General features: G+C 61.3%; 16 protein-coding genes. 10 read left to right on the forward strand and 6 right to left on the reverse strand.

What is annotated here, in order from left to right; genetic code table 11:
- Positions 1 to 40: 40 nt before the first annotated feature.
- The 10 genes from ASE36_RS09090 to ASE36_RS09135 all read left to right on the forward strand — a co-directional run bounded on the left by ASE36_RS09090 (position 41) and on the right by ASE36_RS09135 (position 6,684).
- On the forward strand, positions 41 to 658 hold the full coding sequence (locus tag ASE36_RS09090; RefSeq protein WP_062278438.1) for a GNAT family N-acetyltransferase: 618 nt from the start codon (positions 41 to 43) through the stop codon (positions 656 to 658).
- Positions 659 to 758: 100 nt separating this feature from the next.
- On the forward strand, positions 759 to 1,886 hold the full coding sequence (locus tag ASE36_RS09095) for an S-(hydroxymethyl)glutathione dehydrogenase/class III alcohol dehydrogenase (protein ID WP_062278440.1): 1,128 nt from the start codon (positions 759 to 761) through the stop codon (positions 1,884 to 1,886).
- An 8-nt stretch (positions 1,887 to 1,894) separates the two neighbouring features.
- Positions 1,895 to 2,341, forward strand: coding sequence for a GNAT family N-acetyltransferase (locus ASE36_RS09100; protein WP_062278442.1), 447 nt, complete (start codon positions 1,895 to 1,897; stop codon positions 2,339 to 2,341).
- Positions 2,342 to 2,418: 77 nt separating this feature from the next.
- Positions 2,419 to 2,670 carry a type II toxin-antitoxin system ParD family antitoxin gene (locus ASE36_RS09105; RefSeq protein ID WP_062278444.1) on the forward strand — a complete coding sequence of 84 codons (252 nt, stop codon included), beginning with the start codon at positions 2,419 to 2,421 and terminating at the stop codon, positions 2,668 to 2,670.
- Positions 2,671 to 2,673: 3 nt separating this feature from the next.
- On the forward strand, positions 2,674 to 2,973 hold the full coding sequence (locus tag ASE36_RS09110; RefSeq protein WP_062278446.1) for a type II toxin-antitoxin system RelE/ParE family toxin: 300 nt from the start codon (positions 2,674 to 2,676) through the stop codon (positions 2,971 to 2,973).
- Between the two features lie 4 nt (positions 2,974 to 2,977).
- Positions 2,978 to 3,424, forward strand: coding sequence for a YaiI/YqxD family protein (locus tag ASE36_RS09115; protein WP_062278448.1), 447 nt, complete (start codon positions 2,978 to 2,980; stop codon positions 3,422 to 3,424).
- Between the two features lie 96 nt (positions 3,425 to 3,520).
- Complete coding sequence (locus ASE36_RS09120; protein WP_062281170.1) at positions 3,521 to 4,129, forward strand: DUF1345 domain-containing protein; 609 nt, start codon at positions 3,521 to 3,523, stop codon at positions 4,127 to 4,129.
- A gap of 21 nt (positions 4,130 to 4,150) precedes the next feature.
- Complete coding sequence (fghA, locus tag ASE36_RS09125) at positions 4,151 to 4,984, forward strand: S-formylglutathione hydrolase (RefSeq protein WP_062278450.1); 834 nt, start codon at positions 4,151 to 4,153, stop codon at positions 4,982 to 4,984.
- A 168-nt stretch (positions 4,985 to 5,152) separates the two neighbouring features.
- Positions 5,153 to 5,749, forward strand: coding sequence for a TetR/AcrR family transcriptional regulator (locus ASE36_RS09130; protein WP_062278453.1), 597 nt, complete (start codon positions 5,153 to 5,155; stop codon positions 5,747 to 5,749).
- Entirely contained in the window at positions 5,746 to 6,684 is a 939-nt protein-coding gene (locus ASE36_RS09135) for a DMT family transporter (protein WP_062278455.1), read from the forward strand. The genes ASE36_RS09130 and ASE36_RS09135 overlap by 4 nt, the downstream gene beginning before the upstream one ends.
- Before the next feature lie 3 nt (positions 6,685 to 6,687).
- Here ASE36_RS09135 and ASE36_RS09140 read toward each other — a convergent pair whose 3' ends face one another.
- From ASE36_RS09140 to ASE36_RS09165, 6 genes are all read right to left on the reverse strand, one after another.
- A complete protein-coding gene (locus ASE36_RS09140; RefSeq protein WP_062278457.1) occupies positions 6,688 to 8,295 on the reverse strand; it encodes a glycoside hydrolase family 43 protein in 1,608 nt (535 codons plus the stop codon).
- Between the two features lie 369 nt (positions 8,296 to 8,664).
- Positions 8,665 to 9,717: an L-glyceraldehyde 3-phosphate reductase gene (gene mgrA, locus ASE36_RS09145; RefSeq protein WP_062278459.1), complete on the reverse strand. Its 1,053-nt coding sequence runs from the start codon at positions 9,715 to 9,717 to the stop codon at positions 8,665 to 8,667.
- Positions 9,718 to 9,889: 172 nt separating this feature from the next.
- Positions 9,890 to 11,023: a Gfo/Idh/MocA family protein gene (locus tag ASE36_RS09150; protein ID WP_062278461.1), complete on the reverse strand. Its 1,134-nt coding sequence runs from the start codon at positions 11,021 to 11,023 to the stop codon at positions 9,890 to 9,892.
- 27 nt (positions 11,024 to 11,050) lie between these two features.
- Complete coding sequence (locus ASE36_RS09155; protein WP_062278463.1) at positions 11,051 to 11,812, reverse strand: sugar phosphate isomerase/epimerase family protein; 762 nt, start codon at positions 11,810 to 11,812, stop codon at positions 11,051 to 11,053.
- Between the two features lie 61 nt (positions 11,813 to 11,873).
- The gene (locus ASE36_RS09160; protein WP_062278465.1) at positions 11,874 to 14,333 is read right to left on the reverse strand and encodes a beta-mannosidase; all 2,460 of its coding nucleotides are present in this window, start codon (positions 14,331 to 14,333) and stop codon (positions 11,874 to 11,876) included.
- Between the two features lie 63 nt (positions 14,334 to 14,396).
- Positions 14,397 to 15,485, reverse strand: a complete 1,089-nt coding sequence (locus ASE36_RS09165; protein WP_062278467.1) for an ABC transporter ATP-binding protein — start codon at positions 15,483 to 15,485, stop codon at positions 14,397 to 14,399.
- Positions 15,486 to 15,488: the final 3 nt, after the last annotated feature.

The following is a 15,488-nucleotide window of genomic DNA, read 5'->3' on the forward strand; positions in this document are numbered from 1 at the left end:
GGCGCTTGACAGCGACCGTGCCGCGCGTTCCAACAGACGCATGGATACCAACACCACGCCCCTCCCCGCCGGCTACCACGACGTCGCCGACACCATGCTCGCGACGATCGTCACCTGCCTTGAAATGACAGCGAGACCGGCGCTGCGCCCCAATCCGCCCGCCGATGGCCTAACGGTCGAGCGCTGGCCCTCGCCTGCCCTCGACGATTACCGCGCACTCTACCGCCGCGTCGGCGAAGACTGGCTGTGGGTATCGCGCGCCGTGATGGACGACGACTCGCTCAAGGCCATCATCGGCCATCCCCAGGTCGAGATCTATGCCTTGACCCGGAACGGCGAGCGGCTGGGCCTGCTGGAACTCGACTTCCGTGAGGCGGGTCAGTGCGAGCTTTCCTTTTTTGGCCTGGACCAGAGCCTGATCGGCTCGGGGGCCGGCCGCATCCTCATGAATGTGGCCATCGAAAAGGCCTGGGAAAAGCCGATCTCGCGTTTCTGGGTGCACACCTGCCACCTTGATCACCCGGCAGCCCTCGCCTTTTATCAGCGCTCCGGCTTCAGGGCTTACAAGCGCATGGTCGAGATCTTCGAGGACCCGCGCCAGACGGGCAAGCTGCGCGCCGACGCGGCCCCGCACTTCCCCGTCTTGCGTCGGGAATAGACGAGAAAAATCAGACTATTGAGAAAATCCGGCTCACCCCTTGAGCCGGGTGCCAAAGCCGTGCGAAAGTCCGGCCAACGATTTGTCAGGGAGAAAAACCATGGATGTCCGCGCCGCCGTCGCCGTTCAGGCTGGAAAGCCGCTCGAGATCATGACCGTTCAGCTGGAAGGCCCACGCGCCGGCGAAGTGCTGATCGAAGTGAAGGCGACCGGCATTTGTCACACGGATGATTTCACCTTGTCGGGTGCTGATCCGGAAGGTCTGTTCCCGGCGATCCTCGGCCATGAGGGTGCGGGCATTGTCGTCGATGTCGGACCGGGTGTCACCTCGGTAAAGAAGGGCGACCATGTCATTCCGCTTTACACGCCGGAATGCCGCGAATGCTATTCCTGCCTGTCGCGCAAAACCAACCTCTGCACGGCGATCCGCTCAACCCAGGGTCAGGGTCTGATGCCGGATGGCACCTCGCGCTTCTCGATCGGCAAGGACAAGATACACCACTACATGGGCTGCTCGACCTTCTCGAACTTCACGGTTCTGCCGGAGATCGCGGTAGCCAAGGTCAATCCGGACGCGCCCTTCGACAAGATCTGCTATATCGGCTGCGGGGTCACGACCGGCATCGGCGCTGTCATCAACACGGCCAAGGTCGAGATCGGCGCTACCGCGATCGTCTTCGGCCTCGGCGGCATTGGTCTGAACGTGCTGCAGGGTCTGCGCCTCGCCGGAGCCGACATGATCATCGGCGTCGACATCAATCCGGACCGCAAGGCATGGGGCGAAAAGTTCGGCATGACGCATTTCGTCAATCCGAAGGAAGTCGAAGGCGATATCGTGCCCTATCTGGTCAACATGACCAAGCGCAACGGCGACCTGATCGGCGGTGCGGACTATACCTTCGATTGCACCGGCAATACCAAGGTCATGCGCCAGGCGCTCGAAAGCTCGCATCGCGGCTGGGGCAAGTCTATCATCATCGGCGTTGCCGGCGCCGGCCAGGAAATTTCGACGCGCCCCTTCCAGCTGGTCACTGGCCGCAACTGGATGGGAACCGCCTTTGGTGGCGCGCGCGGCCGCACCGACGTGCCGAAGATCGTCGACTGGTACATGGAAGGCAAGATCCAGATCGATCCGATGATCACCCACACCATGCCGCTCGAAGACATCAACAAGGGCTTCGACATGATGCACAAGGGCGAAAGCATCCGAGGCGTCGTCGTCTATTGAGCCACAAGATGGACTATCGCGTCGATGTGCGGAGGCTCGACGAGTTCTCCGCCGCCGACCTCTACGATATGCTGAAGTTGCGCGTCGACGTCTTCGTCGTCGAGCAGCACTGCCCCTATCCCGAGCTCGACGGCAACGACAAGGACTGTTTGCATCTTCGGTTGCTTCAGGATGGGGAATTGCTCGCCTGTGCACGGCTGTGGCGGCCAACGCGAGAGCATCATCCGCGCATCGGTCGCGTGGCGGTGTCTCCAAACCATCGGGGTAAACGGCTCGGCGAAGCGCTGATGCGCGAGGCGATTGCCGAGGTCGAGAAACGCCATCCGGGCGAACCGATCGAGATCTCGGCCCAGAGCCATCTTCAGAAGTTCTACGGGTCGCTTGGGTTCGAGGTGATCTCGGAGGAATATCTGGAGGATGGGATCCCACATGTGGACATGATCAGGCGGCGATAGCGTTACGCCGCGATGAAGCTCTGTGGCTGTTGACGGCAAAACCTGCTAAACTTGCACCACAGCCCGGAGTTGATGCCATGAAGCATGACCGAATTTTGTTGGATGACAGACAAGCAGCTCTGGTTGAGCGACTGGTCCAATCGGGTCGTTTCAATTCAACAACCGATGTCATCGGCTATAGCCTTGACCTGCTTGAGCAAAGGGAAGCGGAGGCTGCCCAGTTTGTCGCTGAACTGGAAAAGGAAGCGGCTCGCGGGCTCGCAAGCGGCCCGGCAGTTGCGATGGAAACTGCGGACGACTTGATCTCAGCGTTCCGGAAGCGGCGGTAATCCATGCCTCGGATCTTGCGGCGACCACTCTTCGTCGAGGATCTCTATGCAACGTGGACCTTCATCGCATCTGACAATGAATCCGCAGCCAATCATCTCCTGTCCGAACTCGAAGACCGCTACCGGATGCTTGCTGAACTTCCACAGCTTGGGACCAGGCGTTTCAACCGCTATCCGTCTCTCCGCCTCTTCCCCTTCCGACGATACCTGATTATCTACCAGCCGCTCGATACCGGGGACGGGATCGAGCTCATCCGTCTCCTGCATGCGGCGCGAGACTATCGCAGATTCTTTGACGACTGATCCCATGCCCGAAATCTATGTCGATGCCGATGCCTGCCCGGTAAAGCCGGAAATCCTGAAAGTGGCCGAACGGCACGATCTGCCGGTGACTTTCGTCGCCAATTCCGGTCTGCGGCCTTCGCGCGACCCGATGGTGAAGAATGTCATCGTCTCAGGCGCGTTCGATGCAGCCGACGACTGGATTGCCGAGCGTTGCGGCGAAGGCGATATCGTGGTGACGGCGGATGTGCCGCTCGCGGGCCGCTGCGTGGCGGCAGGTGCTCACGTGACAGGCCCCACGGGGCGGATCTTCGACAAGGCCAATATCGGCATGTCGACCGCCATGCGCGATCTCGGTGCGCATTTGCGCGAGACCGGCGAGAGCAAGGGCTATAATGCCGCCTTCTCGGCCCGCGACCGTTCGGCCTTTCTCGAAACGCTTGACAGGCTCTGCCGGCGGATCAAGAAGTGAGCCTCAAAGGCCAGCACAGAACGGCCACCACGAAACGGGCGCTACGCTTTGAATAATCTGTTGAATTCGGTGCTCGACCATCGTTACCGCTCCTTCATGGTCGCCGGCGCTCTGGCAATCGCCAGCTTGCCGCTGATGCTGTCCTACGCGCCCGAAGTCGCAATCGAAGTGCCGGCACTGGTGTTTTTCGCGGCCTATCTGGCCCTTGCCTTTCTGAGGCTTCGTCGACTCACGGCCGCCTATCTCAAGCAGCATGCGGATGTGGCCGACGCTCCGACCTTCATCATTCTCACCGTGACGGCGCTGGCGATCGTGGCAGCCATCGGCTCGCTTTTCCTTGCGCTCAACAGTCACGGATCCTCCAACCCGGTCGAACTGCTTCTCGCCTTTGCTTCGGTCGTCTTTGGCTGGATCACCATCCACACCATGGCGGCCATGCATTATGCCCATGTCTATTGGCGACCAAACCGCCGCAAGCCGACGGTTCATCGCGGCGGTCTTGAGTTCCCGGAAACGCCGGAACCCTGCGGCCACGACTTTCTCTACTTTTCGCTGGTCATTGGCATGACGGCGCAGACATCGGACGTGGTGATCACATCGACCTCGATGCGCAAGCTCAACCTCGTGCATGCGACCGTCTCCTATTTCTTCAACACCGTCCTCGTGGCAGCCGCCGTCAATGCGGCCGTCTCGCTGGCTGGTTGACGTAAACGACAAGGAACGCACATGAACATCCTCTCCCAGAACACGGCCTTCGGCGGCATGCAGGGCGTCTTTTCCCATCAGTCGGAAGCAACGGGCACCGAGATGACCTTTGCCGTTTTCGTGCCGCCTCAGGCGATCGCCGAAAAGAGACCTGTGCTCTGGTATCTCTCAGGCCTGACCTGCACGCATGCCAATGTCATGGAAAAGGGCGAATACCGCCGGATGGCTGCCGAACTTGGCCTGATCGTCGTCTGCCCGGATACCAGTCCGCGCGGCAATGACGTGCCGGACGAGCTGACCAACTGGAAGATGGGCAAGGGTGCCGGCATGTATCTGAATGCCACCGAGGCACCCTGGGCGGAAAATTTCCAGATGTATTCCTACATCACCGAGGAATTGCCGGCGCTGATCGCCGACCAATTCCGCGCCGACATGAGCCGCCAGGGCATCTTTGGCCATTCGATGGGCGGCCATGGCGCAATGACGATTGCGCTGAAAAACCCCGATCGTTTCAGGAGCTGCTCAGCCTTCGCGCCGATCGTCAATCCGCTGACGGCTGACTGGACGCAGGATGCTTTCGAGAAATACCTGGGCCCTGACCGGGCAATGTGGCGTGAATACGATGCCTGCGCGCTGGTCGAGGATGGCGCCCGTTTCCCGGAATTTCTGATCGACCAGGGCAAGGCCGACAGCTTTCTCGAGACGGGCCTCGCACCCTGGAAGTTCGAGGAGGCGGTGAAGGGCACAGAGATCGGCCTGACGCTGCGGATGCACGAGCGTTATGACCACTCCTACTACTTCATCTCGACCTTCATGGAGGATCATCTGAAGTGGCATGCGGAACGGTTGGGGTGAGACAGGAGAACCAAGCGTCGTCATCTGGCGGAGCTTCCACCCCTTCCTCCTGCCGCACCTTTCAGATCCGTCCCCCGTTCCGTCAAATAATCCGCCTCTCTCGGACCAAGCCCTCTTGACCCGCAACAAATGTAGGTAGATCTGTCTACATAGTGACAGAGGTGCGGCATGGGCGAACGGATATCGGCACGCGAGAAACTGCTACAGGCGGCGGCGGAGCTGTTTTATGCAGAGGGCGTCGGCGCGACCGGCATCGATACGATCACCGCGCGGGCCGGGGTCGCGAAGATGAGCCTCTACAACAATTTCAGATCGAAGGCAGATCTCGTGCACGCTTATCTCTCGGCCCGGCTCGAGGAGTGGCATAAGGTTTTGGCGCGCCATATGGAGACGGCATCGACCGCGGAGGCGCGTGTCTTGGCGGTCTTTGATTCCTATGTCGAACACGCCGGCCGGGCCTATCAATGGGGCTTTCGCGGCTGCGGTCTCCTCAATGCGGCAGCCGAACTGCCGGTTGATGATCCCGGTCGCGCCATCGTTGCCAGCCAGAAGGCTGAGGTCGAAAACCTATTCCGGCTTCATCTGACGGAGATCGCACCCGATCGTGCTGACGAGGTTGAGGCAACGGCGGCCCATCTCGCCTTCCTACTCGAAGGTGCCATGGCCCTGGCAGGCCTTGATGGCCATGACACGAGGCTGAAACAGGCCCGGCTGCTGGCGTCAAACATCCTCGCGCAGTTTTCTGCGAAGGCCAAGTCGACATGACTGAACTGACCGTCGTTGATCCGCGTCCCGCCCGCTCACCCGGTCTTGCCCTCCTGCTTCTCGTTTTGCTCGAAGCCGCCCTCGTCGTTTCCTGGAGCGGCGGTTTTGTCGGGGTACGGTTTGCCAGCGATCACGCGCCGATCTTCCTGATTCTTTTGTGGCGCAGCCTCGTATCGGGCCTCTTGCTCCTCCCGCTCGCACTGACCTGGGGACCGAGACTGCGCTGGCGCGATGTGATCCCGCAGATGCTCTATGGAGCGCTCGCCATGTCCGGCTATCTCGCAGGCTTTGCGCTGGCGATCGGCTTCGGCGTGCCGACCGGGCTGGTGGCGCTCATCACCGACATGCTGCCGCTCGCCGTCGCGGTTCTTTCCTGGCCGATCCTCGGTCAGGCGCTGACCGGGCGGCAATGGCTAGGTTCGCTGATCGGCTTCGCCGGTGTCCTCGTCGCATCGGCCCACTCGCTGACGCTCGGCACGGTTCCGCTCTGGGCCTATGCCCTGCCCGTGCTCGGCACCCTGTCTCTCGCGGTGGCTACCCTTTTGCAGAAGCGCAGCCCCAGCATCGCCATGCCCGTGCATCAGAGCCTGTGCATTCAATGCCTGTCGGCGGCGGCCATCTTCTCCGTGTTTGCAGGCTACGAAGGCAGCGTCCTTCCAGTGATGAATGTCGGTTTCATCGGTGGCGTCCTCTGGCTGGCGCTGGTCGCAACCCTCGGCTCCTGGACGCTCTATTATATGGCGCTCCGCCGCTCTTCGCCGGCGCGCGTCACCTCGGTTGTCTATCTGAGCCCACCCGTCACCATGATCTGGGCCTGGCTGATGTTCGGTGAACCGCTCTCGCTCTCCATGGCCATCGGGCTGGTCGTTTCACTGGCGGGCGTCATCATCGTTGCGCGGGCGCAGCCGAAGACGGGTGTCCAGGGCCACGCCTGACGCTTAACCCCTGCGATAGACAAACCGCTCGAAATCGGCAGGCTTTCCGCGCCCGCTGATATCGAAGCAGAACAGGCCGGCAAAGGCACCGGTGAACGAGCCGTGTTCGCCAAATCCACCTTCGTCGGAGACGACGCCGGCGTCGAGAACTGGGCCGAGGGCCTGCCAGGCACCCTCGCCTGCGACCCGCCAGAAGAATTGCAGATCGTTGTCAGTGATCTCCATAGCGAGGTCGATCGGGCCGTCCGGAATGGCTTGGCCCATGCCGATCGGGAATGTGAGATCGCCGGAGGGATAATTGCCGGGACAGGACAGGACGATCAGCGAGCGGCCCAGCTTCTCGTCGCTGGAAACGCCGAGCGCATGGAATTTGAAGCGGTTGTAGTAATGCGTGAGGCCAGCCACCTGCTGATAGGTTTCCGGCGAGAAGTCGAGACGCGTTTCGGCACGGAAGCAGTGATGCTCCTGCCGACGGGCAATGAGCGACTGTTCGAACCAGGAGCCGATGCTTTCGCGGCCGAAGAGGCGTAAGCGCCTTGCCCGCTCCGTCAGGCTGAACAGGCGCTCGGGATGCGGCGTGCGCAGCCACTGAAATTCGGAGGGTAAGTCGGGGCTGTCGAACGTCCTGATTATCTCGACCGGTTCCTCCCGTTTGATTGCACCGCGAGGCGCCGGAACCTCGACAGCGGGCACCACACCGCCCTGTTCGAGATAGAGCCAGCCGTCGTCCTTCCAGACGCATTTCTGCAAGCCGGTTTCCCGACCGAGCGTGCAGCGGCGCTTCGGCGCCATCGGCCGGCCGCAGAGATGGGTGTGGTAGCCTTGGCCATCGGGCGTCTCGACATATTGGCCGTGACCGGCGCGTTGGAGCGCGGCTTCGGGATTGTCCTTGGAGGTGATCAGATGCGTATTGGGATGCATCTCGTAGGGGCCGTCGATCGCGCGGGACCGTGCCATGGTGACGACATGGTCATAACCTGTGCCGCCTTCCGCCGTGGTCAGATAATACCAGCCATTGCGCTTGAAGACATGCGGGCCTTCGACCAGGCCCTGTTTGCTGCCCTCGAAAATGTTCTTGATCGGACCCACCAGCTTTTGCGTCTGTGGGTCCCATTCCTGCAGCAGGATGCCGTCGAACTTGGCGTGGCCGATCGTGTTGCGGGCTTCGGGGCGGTGGTTCCACTGCATGTTGAGGAACCACTTGCGACCGTCGTCATCGTGGAAGAGCGAGGGGTCGAAGCCGGAGGAATTCACATAGATGGGGTCGGACCAGGGGCCTTCGATTGAGGGTGCCGTGACGATGTAGTTGTGCGCGTCCTTGAAGGAGCCCTCGAAGCGTTTCACGTCGGTGTAGACGAGCCAGAACAGGCCATCAGCATAGGACAGGCACGGCGCCCAGACGCCGCAGCTGTCCGGGTTTCCGCGCATGTCGAGCTGGCTGGCGCGGTTAAGCGGTCGGGTCACCAACTCCCAGTTGGCGAGGTCGCGCGAATGATGAATCTGCACACCCGGAAACCATTCGAAGGTGGAGGTGGCGATGTAGTAGTCGTCGCCCACGCGGCAGATCGACGGGTCCGGATTGAAGCCCGGCAGGATGGGGTTGATGATCATGGCGTGTTTCTCCTCCGCAGTGACCTCTCCCCTTGCGGGAGAGGAAGAAAAATCAGGGTCTTAGCCGAAGGCTCAAGCCCTAGATTTTTCAGGAGAGTGGCAAGCCTGACTGACAAGCCCCTCTCTTGGGATTTCTAGCGCTTAGCTGACGCTAAGCCGCTGAAATCCCGTTCTCCCCCGCAAGGGGGGAGATAAGTCGCTGACGGCGATACCCACCTCTCCCTTGACGGTGGAGGTCGCCGCAAAGCGGCAGGTGGCGGTGATGAGCCATGAGTGCGACACCGTCCGGTGAAGCCAACCTCCTGCACGTCACCCCACCCCGGAGCTTAGCTTCGACCCTCCCCCTCAAGGGGAGGGTGAAGTTGTGCCTTACTTCTTCTTCCGCGGCGGACCCTTGCGCTCGGCTGACGCCGCCCAGAGATTGATGTCGGCGTCCTTGGCGAAGACGTCGATTTCAGCCAACTCTTCCGCTGTAAACTCCGGCGTGTCGATTGCCTTGACGCAGTCCTCGACCTGAGACGGCTTGGAAGCACCAATGAGCGCCGTGGTGATATGGCCGCCCCGCAGCACCCAGGAGAGCGCCATCTGTGCCAGGGTCTGGCCCCGCTTCTCAGCAATGCGGTTGAGGCCGCGGATGTTTTCGATGTTGCGCTCGTTGAGGAAATTCGGGTCGAGCGACTTGTCCTGTGTCGCACGAGTGCCTTCAGGGATACCGTTCAGATATTTCGAGGTCAGCATGCCCTGGGCAAGCGGAGAAAAGACGATCGAGCCGACGCCGAGCTCTTCCAGCGTGTCGATCAGCCCGTCTTCCTCGATCCAGCGGTTGATCATCGAGTAGCTGGGCTGGTGAATGAGAAGCGGCGTCCCCAGGCTTTTGAGGATGTCATAGGCCTCGCGCGTACGCTTGGAATTATACGAGGAGATGCCGACATACTGCGCCCTGCCCGACCGAACGATATGGTCGAGTGCACCGCAGGTCTCCTCGAGCGGCGTGTCGGGATCGAAGCGGTGCGAGTAGAAGATGTCGACATAGTCGAGGCCCATGCGCTTCAGGCTCTGGTCGCAGGAGGCGATAAGGTATTTGCGGCTACCCCATTCGCCGTAAGGGCCGGGCCACATGTTGTAACCGGCCTTGGAGGAGATGATCATCTCGTCACGGTAGCCACGGAAATCGGTTTTCAGGATCTCGCCGAAGGCTTCCTCTGCGGAACCTGCCGGGGGACCGTAATTGTTGGCGAGGTCGAAATGGGTGATGCCGAGGTCGAAAGCCCTACGGCAAATCGCCTGTTTCGTCTGGTGCGGCGTATCATTTCCAAAATTATGCCAGAGGCCGAGCGAGATCGCCGGCAGCTTCAGCCCGCTCTTGCCGCAGCGATTATAGGTCATCCGCTCATAGCGGTTTTCGGCGGGGGTATAGGTCATGGATGGTTCTCTCCCAGAAGGTCATTGGCGCGATGTTGCCCCTCATCCGGCTGCCGCCACCTTCTCCCCGTAAACGGGGAGAAGGCCAATGCGGCTGCCGCGTGCCCCCTTCTCCCCGCCTGCGGGGAGAAGGTCCCGGCAGGGGGATGAGGGGCAAGCAACATCACATGCCTTATCTAAGCAGAGCTTGCGCTTCGTCGATACCCAAAGCGGCAGGTTGGGTGCAGGTTGTCGACAAAGTCACAAATTCACCCGTCTCGCCGGACTTCAGGATCGAGACCATGACATCGACGCCATGCAGCGCGCGCTCGAGCGAGCAGCGGGCATCGCGGCCTTCGAGGATCGCAACCGCCATGTCGGCGAGACCAGCGGTGCGGTAGTTGGCGCGCGGGCCTTGCGGGCTTTCCTGATTGTTACGGCCGAAGGGATGATCCCAGGCGTCGAGCGGCTGGATGTCCTTGTTGCGGCCGGACGCCTCGACCTGACCGCCGAAGAAATTCGGATCGGGTACATAGAGCGAGCCATCGGTGCCGTAGAGCTCCATATTGGCGTGGCGGTGGCTCCAGACGTCCCAGCTGGCGGACAGCGTGATCGTCGCCCCGTTGTGGAATTCGAGAAGCGCATGGATGTTGGTCGGGGTCTTGACCGGGATCGTCTCGCCATTGCGCGGCTGGCTGGTGATCGTGCGGGTCTCGTTGGCCATGGAGGTGAGTGCCGCCACACGCTTCACCGGACCGATCAGGTTGATCAGGTTGGCAATGTAATACGGGCCGAGATCGAGGATGGGTCCGCCGCCTGGCAGGAAGAAGAAGTCCGGGTTCGGATGCCACATCTCCATGCCGGGGCTCATGACATGGCAGGTGCCGGAGGTCACGCGACCAATGCCGCCCTTGTCGATGAAGGCACGCGCCAGTTGGTGCGCGCCGCCGAGGAAAGTGTCCGGTGCGCAGCCGACCGAGAGGCCCTTCTCACGGGCAATGCGGCGCAGGTCTTCGCCCTGCTCCAGCGAGAGAACCAGCGGTTTTTCCGAATAGACGTGTTTGCCGGCTTCGAGGATGCGCTTGGACACCGGGTAATGGGCGTCGGGGATGGTCAGGTTGACGACAATGTCGACCTCGGGATTGGCGAGCAGTTCGTCGATGCTTTGTGCCTTCACGCCGTATTCGGCGGCCCGGGCTTCCGCCGCTGCTGGATTGATATCCGCGCAGGCGACGACTTTAAGGCCGCGAAACAGCGGCGCCAGCGAAAAGTAGGTAGTGGAGATATTGCCGCATCCGATGATGCCGACGCCGAGTTCGCGTGCCATGGAAATGTCCTGCTTGCTGCGATGGGATCAATAGGCGTTGAAGGAAGCGATCGAACGGGTGATCAGCCGGTCGATGTCCTTCGGGTTGTCGTGCTCGACCACGAAATGCTTGACGCGCGTGCTCTTCAGCGCCGCGATCAGGCCCTTCCAGTCGACAGTGCCATGGCCGACATCGGCCCAGCCGTCTTCGTCCGTGTTTTCACCTGCCGGTGCGATATCCTTGACGTGGACCGCGCTGATGCGTTTGCCGTAACTTTCGATCCACGAGAAGGGATCGGCACCGCCGCGGATGACCCAGGCGATATCGGCTTCCCAGTCGAGCTCGGGCCCGCCCGCAAAAATCTGCTCCTGCGGCGTCGAACCGTCGGGCAGTGCTGCGAATTCGAAGTCGTGATTGTGCCAGCCGAAAACCAGGCCCGCATCGCGCAGCGGCTTGCCGGCCGCCTGCAGGCGCTGGCCGAAAGCGAACCAGCCGGCAGCGTCCGACGGGCGCTGGTCGGGCATCAGATAGGGGCAGTAGACCGCTTCGATGCCGAGCGTCTTGGCGATCTTGATGACGCGCGCCGGGTCGTTCTCGATCATGTCGAGACCGAAATGCGCCGTCGGCATGGTCAGGCCGTTCTCGTCGAGTTCCTTGCGGAAGGCGTTCAGTTCGCCATCGGCAAGCGACGCGTAGAGCGCGCCATAACCCTCGACCTCGCCGTAACCGGCGGCCTGAAGCTTCGGATAGATGCCGCTGAAGGGCTGGAAATTGCGGGCGCTGTAGAGCTGGAAGCCGAGCGTTGTCATGGGTAGTCTCCTCCTCGCTTGGTCCTGGATCGGGCGCCCAGGACCTTAAATATGATGGCTGTCAGTCCGCCGACTGGCAGGTGTAGAGATCGTAGATGCGAAACTCCGGTAGCTCGCCTGCGGGCAGAGCCGTCTCCGGCTTGAAGATGATACGGCGGCTTTCGCCGGCCGAGAGGTCAAAGGCGTTGTCGGAATAGCGCCCGGCGGTCACACTCTCCAACATGACGAAGAGCGCGAGGCCATGAGCGGTCACGGTGACTTCGAAGCCGCCATCCACGGTTGGTGTAACTGCGGTTTCGAGACGTGATGGTTCGAGATCAAGCGACTTGTAGGTACCGTTGAGGAAGTGCCCCTCCCCGCTCATGCCGTTGGAGGCGATGAAGCTCCAGGCCAGCAATCCGCCGGCCGGGATTTCGCTGGCGTCGAGCGTAACGAGCACGTCGGCGGCGTCGGGGCCGCAGTCGCCCTGCACGCTTTTCAGCGGGATGCGATCGCCAGATAGCGTCAACACGAAGAGATTGGCGTCGATGGTCACGGTATCCGGCGTGTCGTTGACCATGGAGAGAGCAATGCTCGTTCCATCTTCCGACGGAATGGCCGCGACGGCGACCGGCTGGAAGAAACGGCGCACCATGTAATGCATGGCTTTCCAGCTGCCGCCGTAATCGAGGCTGGACCAGGACGCGACCGGCCAGGTGTCGTTGAGCTGCCAGTAGATAGTCCCCATGCAATGGGGTTTGAGCGAGCGCCAGTATTCGACGGCCGTCTTGATGGCGAGCCCCTGCTGGATCTGGCTCAGATAGACGAAATTGGCGAAATCCTTGGGGAAACGGAAATAGCGGAACATGGTGCCCGCGATCCGCTCGTTACCGCCGGCATTCTTCTGGTGCAGCTCGATGACCGGTGAGGCGATGTTCATGTCGGTCTTGTCGGCGAAGCTCTCGATCACCGGCAGCGAGGTGTAGGACTGGAAGCCGAATTCCGAGCAGAAACGCGGTTTGACAGTTCGGTAATTATCGAAGCTCTTGTTTTCGTGCCAGACCGACCAGTAGTGCATGTCGCCGGAGCCATCGGCATGCCAGGCATCGCCATAGTCAAGATAGCCGGAGGCCGGGCTCGACGGCCACCACAGCCCCTGCGGAAAGGTCTTCTTCACGCCCTGTTCGATAACGCGATTGAGCCGATCATAGGCGACAAGATAGCGGTCTCTGTTGTCGCGTGATTCCGGGAACCAGGTGAGCGCGCCAACAAGCTCGTTGTCGCCGCACCAGAGCACGATCGAGGCGTGGCTGGACAAGCGCTTGACCTGGTACTCGACCTCGTGCGCGACATTGTCGAGAAAGTCGTCGGTGCAGGGATAGAGATTGCAGGCGAACATGAAGTCCTGCCAGACCATCAGGCCGAGCCGGTCGCAGAGGTCGTAGAACCAGTCGGCCTCGTAGAAGCCGCCGCCCCAGACGCGGATCATGTTCATGTGAGCGTCGACGGCGGACTGCAGCAGATCGCGGGTCTTCTCCTCGGAAGAACGCGAAAAGAGCGCGTCGGCCGGTATCCAGTTGGCACCCCGGCAGAAGATCTCGAAGCCATTGATTTTGAAAGCGAAACGGCTGCCGGCCGCATCCGGACCAGTGATCAGCTCGACCGTACGCAGACCGATCTGGCGCGTCACGGTTTCGCTCGGCAGATCGACCGTCAGCGTATAAAGCGCTTGCTCTCCAGATCCCGCCGGCCACCAGAGGCGCGGGCTGTCGATCTCGAAAACATGGACGACCTTCGTCTCGCCGGCAGCAATGCCGACATCAAGGCGCACGCGCTCGCCTTCCAGCGCAAAATGGACGGGAACGACGGCAGGCTCAGGGGCATAGAGCGTGGCCGTCACCTTGAGATCGACCCGGCCGTCCGCGTGGTGCACCTGCTCGGTCTCGACATGTTCGATGCGGGCCGGATCGAGCTTCTTCAAGGACAGCGTGCCGTAGATCCCGAGCGGCGCGATCGCGATGTTCCAGTCCCAGCCGAAATGGCATTGCGGCTTGCGCAGCATGTTGCCGTTGGGGATCGGGCAATTGCCGGTCGAATAGGGAATGTAAAAGGGCTGGCGCGCCTGACGCTCGGCACCCGCCGTGATGTTGGAGTGGAAGTGAATGCGGATCGTGTTCTCGCCGGGCTGCAGCGCATGGCTGACATCGGGGCGATAACGGCGGAAGCAGTTGTCGGCGGATAGCACCGGAACGTCGTTGATGAAGACGACAGCGACGGTATCGAGGAAGTCTATGTCGAGGTACCAATTGCCAAAGATGTCGGAGAGCACGAAGCGCCGTTCCAGCGACCAGTCGCGCTCGGCAACCCACTGGACCACTTCCTCGTTGCGACCGAAATAAGGATCGGGAATGACGCCAGCAGCATGGAGTGCGGAATGCACGTCGCCCGGCACGGCCATGGCGGTCTGATGATCCCCCTCGCCCGTGGAAATCTCCCACATCCCGTGAAGATCGATGACGCTGCCGCTTGCCGTCTCACTCATGCTACCAGTCCTTGCAGAATAAAAAGACGCCCCGGCCGAAGCCGGGACGAGAGGGGGAGCTTGTCAGATGCGCTCTTCGGTCTTGGCGTCGAAGAGAGACGCAACGCCCATGTCGAAACCGAGGCGGACTTTCGCGCCGGGCGCATAGCGGCGGGTGCCGCTGATGCGCACCGACATGGTGTGGCCGGCATGGTTGAGCCAGAGCAGATTGTCGGCGCCCATCGGCTCTTCGATGTCGACCGTGGCCTCGTGCAATTCACTGATGCCGTTTTCCTCATCGACCTTGATATGCTCCGGCCGGACGCCGAGGATGACCTTGCGGCCGCCCGAAAGCGGCTCCTGCGCTTCGTAGCCGTTCATCGAAAAGAGCACATCGTTGGTGCGGAAATAGATTTGGCCGCCCTCGTTGATCAGTTCCCCATGCAGGAAGTTCATCGACGGCGAGCCGATGAAGCCCGCAACGAAGAGGTTCTTCGGCCGGTTATAGATCGTGCCGGGATCGGCAAGCTGCTGGATGACGCCGCTCTTCATGATGGCGATGCGGTCGGCCAGCGTCAGCGCCTCGATCTGGTCATGGGTGACGTAGATCATCGTGTTCTTGAGGTTATGGTGCAGGCGCTTGATTTCGACGCGCAGCTCCGAGCGCAGCTTGGCGTCAAGGTTGGAGAGCGGCTCGTCGAACAGGAAGACGTCGACGTCACGCACCAGGGCACGGCCGATCGCCACGCGCTGGCGCTGACCGCCTGACAGTGCCGACGGCTTGCGGTCGAGCAGCGGGCCGATCTGCAGGATATCGGCGGCACGCTGCACGCGTTTTTCGATCTCCTCCTTCGGCATTTTGGCGACCTGCAGGCCGAATGAGAGGTTCTTCTTCACCGTCATCTGCGGATAGAGTGCGTAGGATTGGAACACCATGCCGATGCCCCGGTCCTTCGGCTCTTCCCAAGTGACGTTTTTGCCCTTGATGTAGATCTGCCCGTCGGTCGGCTCGAGCAGGCCGGCGATGCAGTTCAAAAGCGTGGACTTGCCGCAGCCGGAAGAGCCGAGCAGGACCAGGAACTCGCCCTCGGCAATGTCCAGATTGAGATTTTCCAGAACCGTGACGGCGCCGAAGCTCAGCGAGAGGTCCTTGATCGATACACTGTGCGACATGAG

This window comes from Rhizobium sp. Root274 (genome assembly GCF_001429245.1).
Taxonomy (GTDB): Bacteria; Pseudomonadota; Alphaproteobacteria; order Rhizobiales; family Rhizobiaceae; genus Allorhizobium.